The sequence below is a fragment of the Mycobacterium sp. genome (assembly GCF_035506235.1).
Taxonomy (GTDB): Bacteria; Actinomycetota; Actinomycetes; order Mycobacteriales; family Mycobacteriaceae; genus Mycobacterium.
Window position 1 is genome coordinate 1 of sequence record NZ_DATJPU010000243.1, and the last position, 12,569, is coordinate 12,569.

General features: G+C 64.8%; 10 protein-coding genes and 2 pseudogenes. 7 read left to right on the plus strand and 5 right to left on the minus strand.

Annotation, left to right across the window (positions count from 1 at the left end):
* Positions 1-472 (plus strand): annotated as a pseudogene (locus VMD50_RS21970) (transcriptional regulator); the annotation flags it as partial.
* On the opposite strand, the gene VMD50_RS21975 reads toward VMD50_RS21970, so the two are convergent.
* Entirely contained in the window at positions 469-1,743 is a 1,275-nt protein-coding gene (locus tag VMD50_RS21975; RefSeq protein ID WP_325430677.1) for an amidohydrolase family protein, read from the minus strand. The pseudogene VMD50_RS21970 and the gene VMD50_RS21975 overlap by 4 nt on opposite strands.
* A 93-nt stretch (positions 1,744-1,836) precedes the next feature.
* Here VMD50_RS21975 and VMD50_RS21980 point away from each other — a divergent pair, with 93 nt between their 5' ends.
* The 4 genes from VMD50_RS21980 to VMD50_RS21995 all read left to right on the plus strand — a co-directional run bounded on the left by VMD50_RS21980 (position 1,837) and on the right by VMD50_RS21995 (position 8,472).
* A complete protein-coding gene (locus tag VMD50_RS21980) occupies positions 1,837-2,724 on the plus strand; it encodes a TauD/TfdA dioxygenase family protein (protein WP_325430679.1) in 888 nt (295 codons plus the stop codon).
* 629 nt (positions 2,725-3,353) lie between these two features.
* Entirely contained in the window at positions 3,354-4,616 is a 1,263-nt protein-coding gene (locus tag VMD50_RS21985) for a phosphatidylserine decarboxylase family protein (RefSeq protein WP_325430681.1), read from the plus strand.
* A gap of 978 nt (positions 4,617-5,594) precedes the next feature.
* On the plus strand, positions 5,595-6,575 hold the full coding sequence (locus VMD50_RS21990) for an Acg family FMN-binding oxidoreductase (protein ID WP_325430683.1): 981 nt from the start codon (positions 5,595-5,597) through the stop codon (positions 6,573-6,575).
* 82 nt (positions 6,576-6,657) lie between these two features.
* Positions 6,658-8,472, plus strand: a complete 1,815-nt coding sequence (locus tag VMD50_RS21995; protein ID WP_325430684.1) for an AMP-dependent synthetase/ligase — start codon at positions 6,658-6,660, stop codon at positions 8,470-8,472.
* Between the two features lie 361 nt (positions 8,473-8,833).
* Here the strand turns inward: VMD50_RS21995 and VMD50_RS22000 are convergent, their stop codons facing one another.
* Positions 8,834-9,733, minus strand: coding sequence for a DMT family transporter (locus VMD50_RS22000; RefSeq protein WP_325430686.1), 900 nt, complete (start codon positions 9,731-9,733; stop codon positions 8,834-8,836).
* Between the two features lie 253 nt (positions 9,734-9,986).
* Between VMD50_RS22000 and VMD50_RS22005 the strand changes: the two genes are divergently transcribed.
* Entirely contained in the window at positions 9,987-10,181 is a 195-nt protein-coding gene (locus VMD50_RS22005; RefSeq protein ID WP_325430688.1) for a hypothetical protein, read from the plus strand.
* A 196-nt stretch (positions 10,182-10,377) separates the two neighbouring features.
* The gene (locus VMD50_RS22010) at positions 10,378-11,187 is read left to right on the plus strand and encodes a DUF1906 domain-containing protein (protein WP_325430690.1); all 810 of its coding nucleotides are present in this window, start codon (positions 10,378-10,380) and stop codon (positions 11,185-11,187) included.
* 239 nt (positions 11,188-11,426) lie between these two features.
* On the opposite strand, the gene VMD50_RS22015 is transcribed toward VMD50_RS22010, so the two are convergent.
* The 3 genes and pseudogenes from VMD50_RS22015 to VMD50_RS22025 form a co-directional block, all read right to left on the minus strand.
* A complete protein-coding gene (locus VMD50_RS22015; protein WP_325430692.1) occupies positions 11,427-11,747 on the minus strand; it encodes a type II toxin-antitoxin system RelE/ParE family toxin in 321 nt (106 codons plus the stop codon).
* The gene (locus VMD50_RS22020) at positions 11,744-12,013 is read right to left on the minus strand and encodes a ribbon-helix-helix domain-containing protein (RefSeq protein WP_325430694.1); all 270 of its coding nucleotides are present in this window, start codon (positions 12,011-12,013) and stop codon (positions 11,744-11,746) included. The genes VMD50_RS22015 and VMD50_RS22020 overlap by 4 nt, the downstream gene beginning before the upstream one ends.
* Positions 12,014-12,079: 66 nt before the next feature.
* A pseudogene (locus tag VMD50_RS22025) lies at positions 12,080-12,569 on the minus strand (hypothetical protein); the annotation flags it as partial.

Here is a 12,569-nt window from a genome sequence, read left to right on the forward strand (position 1 = left end):
CCCGCCGTATGGGGCGTCGATCGTTGCCTGGGCCGGGCCGGAGGCTCGGGAGCGCTGGCTGGCCACCCTGCCCGAGGACGTGCGCGATCGTTACCGCGAGGCCATCACCAACGCCAAGCGGCGTGGCTACGCGGTCGGTCTGCACATCCTGCCCGATCTGCGCCTGCGGGAACTGGCGCAGATCGTGCGCAGTGCCGAGGTACGTTCCACCCGGCTGAGCCGGCTGGCGCAGGAGTTGACCGACGAACTGATCCATCAGGAGGATTGGTTCCCGATCAGCCTGGCCCCGGACCGCACCTACGAGGTGAGCCACATCGACTCCCCGATCCTGGAGGACGGGTCGCGCATCGCCCTGATGCTCAGCCTGGTCCCCAGCGCCGAGCCGATGAGCGGCGCGGCGGTCTCCCGCCTGGGCGCGCAGCTCTCCGCTACGACCCGCCGGCTGAGCGCCGCTTTGGCCGAAGAGTCCTAGCCTCTTTCCGGAGCCAGGCGCTTGAGGGCCAGGCCCCCTTCGAACGGCCGGAAGCCGAAAGCGGCCGGGGCGCGGTAGCCCGTGTCCTCCAGAGGGGTGTGCACCTCGGCGACAGTGGGTCCGATCTTGGCGGCGACGGGAACCAGCGCATCGAGATCGAAACGGTAGAGGCGAGCGGCGTTGCCGCCCAAGATCTTTCGGCACACGTCCTCCGGCCTGTCGTGCAGGGCCCAACGAATGGCCAACTTAGAGTGGGGCGCAAAGCCTTCCTCGTGGGGATAGTCGCTGCCCCACATGATGTGCTCCGGGCCCATGAAATCGATCATCCCCGAGTCGATCGGTGTGAGCTCTGTGGCCAAGAAGCAGTTCCGCTTGACGTATTCGCTCGGCGCCATGGTCAGCCCGTCGACCGACGATCCACCGAACATCCCGTAGGTGCGGTTGTGAGCCTCGGACTTCATGGTGGGCACCATGGCGTCGAGCATGCCGATCTGGCCGGGCACCCAATACGTGCCCTGCTCGGTCGGCGCGAATCGCAGCGTCGGGTACCGCTCGAACACCCCGGCCAGGATCAGGTGTCCAAGGGTGCGCTGGGCCCACATCGCCATCTCGGTGATCAACACCGCGTTGGACGCCGGCTGATCCATCGGCATCTCGGGGCTGCCGGCACCCGCGTGCTGCACCACCGTCAGGTCCAAGTCGGTGCACAGCTCCCAGATCGGTTCATAGCGGGTGTGAAAAAGCGGGGCGACGTGCGGGTCACCGGGCGAAACCGCCGGAATGAGCACGCCACCAAAGCAGTCCTGCTCGGCTCCCCAGCGGATTTCCTCCAGCGCCAGCTCGACGTCGTTGGGAAAGATCTGAATCAACCCACGGCGCCGGGCCGGGGCCAGCGAACAGAAGTCGATCTGCCACCGGTTGTGGGCCTGCACACCGGCCCAACGCCTCTCGAACTCGTCGCGGGTGCGGGGCAGGCTGATGGTGATGTTCGGGGTCGTCGGGAAGAACGGCGGAATCGTGTTGGGCAGCAGCACCTCGGCGGCCACCCCGTCGGCGTCCATCTCTGCGATGCGAAGCTCATGGTCCCAGTTCCGGTTGGCGGTGGCGATGACCAGATCGTCGAACGGGCTGGCGTAGGCCTTGGCCCACGCGTCGAACTCATCGTGGAGCCGCGTCGGTAGATACGGTTTGTAGTCGAGCAGATCCGCCCCGGCATGGGTGTCCGTCGAGATGACGACATAGCGATCCAGCGTGTCCCAGGTTGTAGTCATCGCACCTCCTGCGGTATGTGGAGTATAGGAGAAACGGATCGGCTCGCGTAGGAGCCGAAGTCGTGCCCACCGCGCAATGCATGGAGTTCGCCGATGGAAGTCGTGCCGCTGGGTCCGGGCTTTGCCGCCGAACTGCGTGGGGTGACCATCCGGGACGTCGCGGCAAGTGAGTCCGCGTACGCGGCGGTGCGCGCGGCGTTCGAGGAGCACTCGGTCCTGGTCCTTCGCGACCAGGACGTCACCGATGACGCGCAGCTCGCCTTCTCGCGCCGGTTTGGCCCGCTCGAGGTCACCAAGGTGGGCTCAGCGGGCTACGGCAGCAACCTCGTGATCCTGAAGACGCTCGACGATAAGGGCGACGTCGTTCCGGAAGATCACCGGATCGCCTTGGAAAACAAGGCGAACCAGCTCTGGCACACCGACAGCGCATTCAAGCGGGTGCCGGCGCTCGCTTCGGTGCTGTCGTCACGCATCATTCCGGGCCGGGGCGGCGAGACAGAGTATGTCTCCACCCGGCTCGCGTTCGAGCGCCTCGAGCCGTCGCTGCAATTAAGGTTGGAAAATTCCTTCGCGTGGCACGAATACGCCTATTCGCGCGGCAAGATCGCGCCCGACCTCGCGAGCCCGGCGGAGCGGGCGGCGCTGCCGCCGCAATGCTGGCGTCTCGTGTGGAGGAACCCGGTAAATCGCCGGAAGGCGCTATACATCGCCTCGCACGCCTACGCGATCGAGGGCATGGAGCAAAAAGCGGCGCAAGAATTGCTCGCCGAGCTGATCGGAACGGCGACCACCCCCGGCGCAAGCTACACACACTCGTGGCGCGAGGGCGACGTGGTGATGTGGGACAACCGCGCGACCATGCATCGCGGCCGGCCCTGGCCGGCATGCGAGCCGCGCTACATGGTGCGCACCACGATTTCCGCCACGGAAATAGACGGGCTGCAGACGGTGCGTCGACGAGCCGCGGAGACCAGCGGCTAATCGCGTGGAGCTAAGGGGACTCGAACCCCAGCCCTTTCTTGCGAAAATGCACTGTGACGTGCGGTTTTCCGATGCGCGCGCTGTTACGCGAGTTGTCTCTGTCCTGGGGATATGCGGGGCGCGCATTCCGGCGGCCAGTGCGTAGTCGAAGGGTTCGTCGGTTTCGGCCCAGTCGACGTACATCGCATTTGGGCCGACACCGCGAGAAGTTTTGGCAGGCCGGCGGTTTGGCTGAGCGCAACCAGGCCGTCGTGTCGGATGTCGCGGATGGGCAGACTGCGGGAGCGCAACGAGAGTACATAGGGAGCCGGGCCCAGCAGGAACCGATGCTGATCTTCCTCATCAAGGTAGCCGACCGCGGTGAGGCCGTTGACGAGCTTTTGAATCGATGACACCGGCGCACGCAGGCGTACCCGCTATTTCGGTGAGCGTGAGTCTATGAGGCGGAATACGCTGTCCTAGAAGCGATTTCGGCACGCGTCGCCGCGGACGCGATGGCCTCCTGAAAGGACGCCGCATCGCATTTATCGCGCTCGACGACTTATACCGCAATCTCGCGACGCGATCGCAGCGCCGCACGTCCAACGGAATCGCGGTCGCCTCAAGTCTGACGCCGGTAGATTCAACTGATGACCACTGCTTCAAATGGTGTTGATTTACGGCGCCGGGCCGGCTGGTTGCCCGACAGCCAGGACGACTTGGAGTCCTGGCTTTCCGGTCACCGGCAGCGGGTGCAGGCCATAGGCGAGCACGTCATACTGCATCCCTCGGTCACCGAGTTCCAGGAGTTGATCGACTCGGATCCCGTGGTGCGCATGTACGTTCACCGGATGGTCGCCGAGGTTCCTCACACGGGGCCGTACCGCAAAAACCACTTGGGCAGTGTCGAGCATATGCTGCGGCTGATCAACGCGATCCTGACATTTGCGCCGGAGTTCGGCGAGAACGCGGTGATCACGCCGCTCTGCGCGATTTTCGACTGGGCGATGGGCACGCCATCCGGGTTCGCGGCGTTCCGCGACCCGCGGATCAATGCGGCGCTCAAGAAAATCCTGAGCGCCTGGTGCGAGTTTCTGGACGGCGCGGACTCGCTGTATGTGCTCAACGATTCGCCGTCGGGCTGGAAGTGCGCCGCGGCCCGACGCGCCATCGGCATCGAGCAGTTCCAGCACGACCCACAGGACGAGCATTGGGGCTTTCGGTCCTGGAACGATTTCTTCACCCGGCGCTTCAAGGACGGGGCACGTCCGCTGGCCTCGCCGGACGACGACAATGTGATCGTCAACGCCTGCGAGTCGACGCCCTACCGCTTGGCCACCGGTGTCAAGCGCCAGGACCGCTTCTGGCTTAAGAGCCAACCGTATTCGCTGCGGGACATGCTGGCCAACGACGATTCGGTTGAGCAGTTCGTCGGCGGAACGGTCTATCAGGCATATCTGAGCGCGATGAACTATCACCGGTGGCACAGTCCGGTGGCCGGGACAATCGTCAGGGCCTTCCTGCGGCAGGGCACTTACTTCTCGGAAGTCGTCTCTGAAGATTGGGACGCCGTCCCACCGCCGGTTTCGCAGTCGTATCTGGCGCACGTCGCGGTGCGGGCGATCATCCTCATCGATGCCGACAATCCCGTCATCGGGCTGGTGGCTTTCGTGGCGGTCGGCATGGACGAGGTCTCGTCCTGCATGATCGGCGACAACGTGAAACCCGGACACCACGTTGCCAAAGGCGAGGGACTGGGCTACTTCCAATTCGGCGGCTCGACCCACTGCCTGGTCTTTCGCCCGGGCGCAATCGCCGACTTCACCCTCGCGGCCGTTCCACGGTTGAACGACCCCAACGCACCATTGGTGCGGGTCCGCTCCAAGCTCGCCACCGCCAACAGGACAGCGTGAGCGCTTACAGTTTGCAGTGACAACGGGAGGTCGCTGTGCCTTTGACGCTGCGTCCGGCCGCGAGAGCCGACGTGCCGGACTGCGGCCGTGTCTGCTGCGACGCATTCAATTCCATCGCTACCAGCCACGGCTTTCCGGGTGAATACCCGTCCGTCGAGACTGCGCTGGTTTCGGAGTTAATTGAACACCCGGGCTTTTCCGCCCTCAGTTGCCGAATGCGACGGGCGAACCGCGGGAAGCGGCCTCCTCGCGCCGCCGCTGGTGATTGCGAATCACAGCTCGACCAGTTTGGGACGCTCCTGGGTATTCTGGACGACGCGGCGAGTCTATGCGTTAGTGAGGCTTAGCGCGAATACCGTTACGCGAGAGCATGCTTCGAGCACATCGCAGCCGGCGTAAATCACCGTCCCGTCGGATCGGATGAGGGCGGCCGTCGCGCGTCCCCGTCGTAGCCAACGGGCGATTCGGTGCCGGGTTCAACGCGACGACGGCAGCGTAGCCACGGGTCAGTTCTTCACGACGCTGCCCGAACGGCGGCGCATACGCCACGAAGGTGAAACATGGCCCGACCACTTCGTCGAACTGTTCATGCTCTACCGCCCCGGAATTCCGGCACAGTTGGCGGGCCAACCCCCAACGATGACCACGCTTGACCACGAATGGACTGAAGTGCAGCGCTGGCGTCGTGCTGTCGCACGATCTCGTCCGCATGCTTGGGGGCAGCACCAGGCGGCGCAGGAGGTTGCCTCGTCCCCGCCACCCGTCATAACCAGACCGTCGCGAGTGCAAAGCAAATCGTCGAGGGCGACTGCCCCAAACAGTCCGGGCCTGGTAAGGGGGCTTTCGCCCCTGTTCGGCAGCCTGTCTTTGGCGCAAGACTGTCGGGAGGGCGGCATAGCAGGGCCGCGGTGGTGGCCACATATGCGGTGTAACCGCGCACGTGGCAAGGGGACGCCGACAAGAGGAGTGGTGATCGAGATGTTTCAGACCACTGTAGACACCGGGGTGATCAAACAGGCTGTCGAGCTGGCCTGCCGTGCACCGTCGCTACACAACAGCCAGCCCTGGCGGTGGTCGTTGCAGGGCGGCGTGCTTGACCTGTTCGCGGACCGCGGCCGGATCGGCAGCGGCACTGACAGCACTGGCCGGGAAGTGCCGATCAGCTGCGGTGCAGCGCTTGATCACCTGCGCGTTGCCATGTCCGCGGTGGGATGGCAGACGCGCGTCGATCGATTGAGCGACCCGAAGGACCCAGACCATCTGGCGTCTATGGACTTCCAACCGTCCGATACCACCACCGATGCTCAGCGGTCGCGCGCCGACGCGATCCGGGTACGCCGCACCGATCGGCGTCCATTCGCTGCCCCGCAGCAGTGGAATTCGTTGGAGCCCGTGTTGCGCGCCACGGTCGACTCCAGCGTCGCGGAGTTGGCAGTGATCGACGAGGATGTGCGATCTCGGTTGGCCGAGGCGTCGCTGCTCAGCGAACACGTGCGCCGTAACGACGACACGTATCATGCCGAATTACGTTGGTGGACAACAGGTTCGGGTGAATCGGACGGCATCCCGCCCGGTGCGCTGCCCTCACAGCTAGACGAAGAACGTGTGGATGTGGGACGGGCCTTCCCCACGGACGGTGTGGTGCCGCGGCGGGCCGACGTTGAACCCGACCGGTCCAAGATCGTGGTGCTGTCGACCTGCGATGACAGCAGCGCCAACGCACTGGGATGCGGAGAGGCGCTGTCGGCAGTGTTGCTGGAGTGCACTATGGCCGGGCTCGCGACCTGCACGCTGACACACATGATCGAGGTGGATCCCAGCCGCGAGATAGTGCGTCATGTCACCGGAAAGACGGCACTGCCGCAGTTGCTGGTCCGCATCGGCACTGCGCACAGCACCCACCCGTCACAGCCTCCCACGCCGCGACGCCCACTGAGCGAGGTTCTCGAAGTTCGCTGAGCGGCCTCGATCTGCCATACGAACCCGGACGCTCCCGGCCTAAGAGCACAGTGAGCGTAGAGGTGCCTAGAACGGAGAAGTCATGAACGAGACAACTGCGGGCACGACGGCCACCGGCGCAGCCAGCCTTGCCGCGCTCTTTTTTGACCGGGCCGACGCTTCGCCGGACAAGGAAGCATTCCGCTATCTGGAGGATGGCCGATGGGTGTCGACCACCTGGCGCGACGCCGCGGCCTGGGTGGAGCCGTTGGCGGCTGGGCTACTGGCGCTGGGCGTGCAGCCCGAACAGCGGGTCGGCATCGCGTCCAGCACCAGATATGAATGGATTTTGGCCGATCTCGCGGTGATGTGCGCGGGGGCGGCAACCACGACGGTTTACGCCAACACCAATGCCGCCGACACCGCCTACATTCTCGGTGACTCCGGATCCCGGATCGTATTCGCCGAGAACGACGACCAGCTGGCCAAGCTGACCGCGCAGCGAGCAGCGCTGCCCGACGTGTGCAAGGTGGTGGTCTTCGACGGCGCCGCCGACGGCGACTGGGTCATCACGCTGAACGATCTGGCAGAGATAGGGGCCAAGTATCTGCTTGAACACCCCCGATGCGTCCGGCAGGCCACCGAGGCGATCACGCCCGAGCGGCTCGCAACACTGATCTACACGTCCGGGACGACCGGCCGGCCGAAGGGCGTCCTGCTGCCCCACCGGCCATGGGTGTATTGGGGGGCGGCGGCCGCGCAGCACATCGTATGCGGCGACGATGTCCAGCTGCTGTGGTTACCGTTGGCGCACGCCTTCGGGAAGATGTTGATCGCTGCCCAATTGGCATGCGGGTTCGCCAGCGCGGTCGACGGACGTATCGACAAGATCATGGAGAACGCCGCGGTGATCCGGCCGACCTTCATGGCCGCCGCACCGCGGATCTTCGAGAAGGCCCATGCGCGGATCGTGACCATGATGCAGGAACGCGGCGGCCCACGGTCGAAACTGTTCTCCCGGGCGTTCGCTGTCGGGTTGGAGGTCGACCGACGACGCCGTGCCGGCCAGACGGTGCCGCTGCTGCTGCGGCTCGAGCGCGCCTTGTTTGACCGGCTGGTCTTCGCCAAGGTGCGAGACCTGTTCGGCGGGCGCATCCGGTTCTTCGTCTCGGGCGCGGCGCCGTTGAACCGCGAGGTCGCCGAATGGTTTCACGCTGCCGGCCTGCTGATCATAGAAGGCTACGGCCTGACCGAAACCGCCGGCGGCGGCTTGCTCAACCGGCCCAACCACTACAAGCTCGGCACCGTGGGACTCCCGTTCGAGGGCACGCACACCCGCATCGGCGACCATGGCGAGATCCAGATGAACGGCCCCTGCGTGATGGCGGGCTATTACAACATGCCTGAGGCGACCCGCGAGGCGTTCACCGACGACGGCTACCTGCGCACCGGCGACAAGGGAGAATTCGATGCCGACGGATTCCTCACGATCACCGGCCGCATAAAGGATCTGTTCAAGACATCGGGCGGCAAATACATCGCGCCCACGGCCATCGAGGAGAAGTTGATCGCCCTGTGTCCCTACGCCAGTCAGGTGCTGGTCTTGGGGGAAGCGCGCAACTTCTGCATCGCGCTGATCACTGTGGACCCCGAGATGATCGCAAGCTGGGCCGCCGAGCGGGGCCGCAGCGGCGCCTCTTACCCGGAGCTGGTGGAGTCAACCGAGGTGCACCAACTCATCGATGAGTACGTCCAACGGCTCAACGCCGAACTGAACAGGTGGGAAACCATCAAGAAGTGGGCGTTGCTCGATCACGACCTGTCGGTCGAGGCTGGAGAGCTCACCCCGTCGATGAAGGTCAAGCGCGACGTGGTCGCGGAGCGGAACAAGGCGCTCATCGACGACTTGTACCGGTGATGAGCCACGATGAGCAGCACTCCCGCGGATCTGCCCGGGACCTAGGGGGGCCGGATAATTCACCGGCACGCCGGCTTGGATCATGCCTGGGCCAGCCCGAACAGCGGGCCGAGCTCGCACCCCCATTCCCGAGGGAAAGACGTCGCGATCATCACTCAGGCGGGATGCGCCGGGACTTGCCACCACTGTGTGGTGATGAAATTGCGTGGGGATGCGCTGCGCACCCTGGCGGCCCGACGCACCGATCTGGTGGCCTCCAGGTGGAGTTTCGCGGACCTATTCCAGCAGTGCCTTCCGTATCCGGGTGCGGTGACCGACCTTCATGGCCGGGCGATGATCGCGATGGCCGTCCAACAAGCCGTCACTCCGGAGTTGTTCGGTTCCGGGGCCGTGCGCCACCGGCGTGCGACCGGTCCGCCTGACCATGGGCGAGCGCCGCGGTAGCCACCACCGTCAGGATGACGGCCACACCTAGGGCGATATACGCAAAGGCGCCGGTGTGGATCGTCTCGCCGAGAACCACGATGCCAAGCACCGAGCCGACGACCGGCTGGGTAATAGACATGGTCGGCATAGAGGCGGTCAGCGACCCGGCCCGGAAGGACGACTGCTGAAGAGCCATGGCCGCCACCGCAATCCCCGCCCACCAGTACAGTTCCGGCGCTCGCAACAGCGCCGGCAAGCCGTGTCCAAGCAATGCCGTCACACCCTTTGTCAATACCGCGACCACACCCCACAGCGAACCGGCAATCACCGCCAGCAGCACTGCTCTGGGCGTGCCGGGCCAGATCCGTGCGCCCACCCCGCACAGGATTCGCGCTGCAAGCATGACGACCCCCACCGTGAGCCAGGTCCCCAGCGACCAATGCGAACGGCCAGGCTGCGGATTGCCGACCGTGACGATCACCACGACGCCGGCGGCGAGCAGCGCAGCCCAGGCCCACTCCCAGCGGGCGACGCGGCGGTGGTACAGCTTTCCATTTATCGGGAGCGCGAATAGCAAAGCGGTGCACAAAATCGCCTGCACCTCCACTACCGAGCCGAGGCTGAGGGCCGCCGCCTGCAGCGAGAACCCGACAGCCCCGCCGCCGATAGTGCCCAGCCACCACTGGCGATCGCGTAACAGCCGGGTGAACAACCCGACAATGCCGACCTCCTCATCGGTCACCTGGTGGGCGGACCGCAGGTGGATGACATTTCCGAAGCCGATGAAAAATGCGGCGCTCACGGCGAGCAGCGCAGCGATCTCTGTCTTCGCCATGGGCGCCGCCTCCTGGTGAGGGACAACTGCGAGCAGGCAACCCGGCGACCTGTCTGGATAGCAAGGTCGAGTGGTTGACGTCTCGACGATAGTTATCGGGAACGCGCGAGCTACAACTGTGCCGGTCTCCGCGCAGAGGTTCAGCTGGTCAGTGACAGCCAAGCCGTCCGCGACAACAGCCCGGTGGCGTTCAAGGTCGGCCTGCATCCCAGGTTCGATCCGGCCGATCCAGTCGGCTAGGGCGGAAACGGCTTTGGAGCCCGAAACATGGCAGGACGTCAGCATCTGGGGCCACACTCCGGAGCACCAGACAATCATCGACGAATTCGCCCTGGTTAGAACCGGCACCCAACCGCTGCTGCGGACGGAAGACACCGTGCTCGCCCTCGCGGGCGACGGTATCCGCACAACTGCACAGTGCGGCCTCGGCGCAACCATCGGCGTCTAGCTTGAGTCGATTCGCTTTGCGCAGCGCATGTCCCGCATCGACACCCACTACCCCGTTCGGCTCAGAACGCTGAACCAACAGAATCGTCGCCACCGCTCCAGCCATTGACTCAGGCCGGTGAACCGCAAAGACCGATTTGATATCGACTACTGCACGCTACTTCTTTTCACAAAAGTCACATATTTAACATCACGCGATGCAGGACTTGTCGGTAAATGTGTGCCTCCGGCGATCACGCGCTATTCCCCGGCGCGACGTATTGCGCTACGCCGTCGCTATGTCTGCACTGCCAGGGTTGTACTCGGCGTTGGAAACTGGCACCGTCCCTGCGGCGGCTGCCGCCACTCCCAAACTGATCGACTTCGCCATGCGCCAAGTTCCAGCGGAGCACATCCGAGCTGCTGGCTACGCCGGGGTCATTAACTACGTGTCGCTATCGCGTCCCGGCTCGTCCATGGGCGCCAAGCCGATCACCCGGCCTTACGCCGAGCAGCTCACCGCTGCTGGGCTAATGATTGTCAGCAATTACCAATACGGCAAGCCAGGCGGGACAGCACCATCAGATTTCAGGCGCGGGTTCGAGGGCGGCGTCGCCGATGCTCACACCGCCTGGAAGTTGCATACCGCGGCGGGTGGCGGTCAGAGTGCCCCGATCTTCTTCAGCGTCGACGAGGACATAAACCACGACACCTGGAACAATTTGGCACTTAAGTGGTTTCGCGGAATCAATTCAGTACTGGGAGTGCAGCGCACCGGCGTCTACGGCGGTCTCGATGTGTGCCAATGGGCCGCCGCCGACGGCGTTATCGGAAGTTCGCGCACCCCCGGGCACCGGTGGGCTTGGCAGACCCGGTCCTGGTCCCGCGGTCAGATCGAGCCCGCCGCGGTCCTCTACCAACGCGTGGTAAGTACGGCGTCGAATCCTGGCCCAGTAGTCGGGGGACTCGAAGTCGACGTCAACGACGTCCTTGCCGAGGACTGCGGTCAGTGGAACCTACATCCCTGAGCCTGTGCCATTAGGCCTTGACGTGATTATTTGCGAGAGCGCATTTATAAATGTCAACTGCGTCAAACTTGTGGAGCTAAGGGGACTCGAACCCCGCACCGAACCTGGGGAAACAGGCTCTGAACTGCGGGTTCTGTCTTCCTGCGTCGTTGGGCCAGCCCTCCGCGTGCTGCGGATATGCCCTGCCGTGTTACGCGACGCAACAGTGCTAGACCCTAATTGCCACGTGGTCGAGTCGGCTACTCCGAAGCATCGTCTGGATCACTCAGAACCGCCTCGTAATCGCGCCCGCCGTAGAAGACGCCGATGATCGCCACGGTCTGGTCCAACACTGCGAATGCAATAACGACCCGTCGCCTGAAACCGATTGTGCGCAGTCCAGACCTGATGTCGTCGCGCGCGCTGCCGCGATGCGGGAATGCGGCCAGCTCCTCGCAGTAAGCGACGATCGCCTCCGTGTAGCGCGCCGCGACTTCGGCCGACCCCGCGGCGGCGATATAGCGGTACAGCTCCGCGAGCTGATCTTCCGCCTCGGGCGTGAAGACGACGCTGGGACTCACACTCTCCCGGCCTGCTCGGCGGCCAGCCGCGCCCGCACCCTCTGCGCAGTGACGGCGCGCGAAGGGTCGGCGACCACAGCGTCGTACGCAGCGGCAACCTCGTCACGAAGCCAGGCTTCAATAGCCTGATCGCGGGCGAACAACGCCCGCAGGCCCTCGCGGATCACCTCACTTTCGCTGGCGTATTCTCCTGAGCGCACCCGCTCGCGGAGCGCTTCGGCCATGTCGTTTGGGAGTGTGATGCTCAATTGCCGCGTCGTTCGCATGAGCGACCTCCATCGTTGAGTAGGACTGAATCCTACTCCCACCGCGCGGTTCAGGCGCCCGAGTGCTCAGGCACGCGCCGCGAAACGCGGATATGGCTGTGATCCAGCGAGATCACACCGTGGTGTCGATTTCGCGGCGGATGGCCAGGACCGCACCGCGGCGCGGGCGAATGCCACCGCTTGCGGTGTGACACGCTCAGGCTCCGCGACCCGACTGTCCGGTGCCAGCAGTCGGAGCCGTCGCAGCACGTCTCTGGTGTCCCAGGCGATGCGCCCCGCCGACGACCTCGTGATCGGTGTGTGGTCACCGTGCCTCCAACCGATGGCATCGAGCAGGTCGGCGAGGAACCCGTCGGGGTCGTTCTCACCGGCAGCGACCGCGGTGAGGAAGAGAAGCCCGGCCTGCTGTTCGCACACATCCTTCGACGTGAGCGGCATACGTTCGGCGAGCTGGAACCACAGCGCCGCGGGGTCGCCGCGTGCGGCCTTGCCCCGCGCGGTCACCATGAGACGCCCACGGTGCTTGCGCAGCAGGCCCATTCGCTGCGCGGATTCC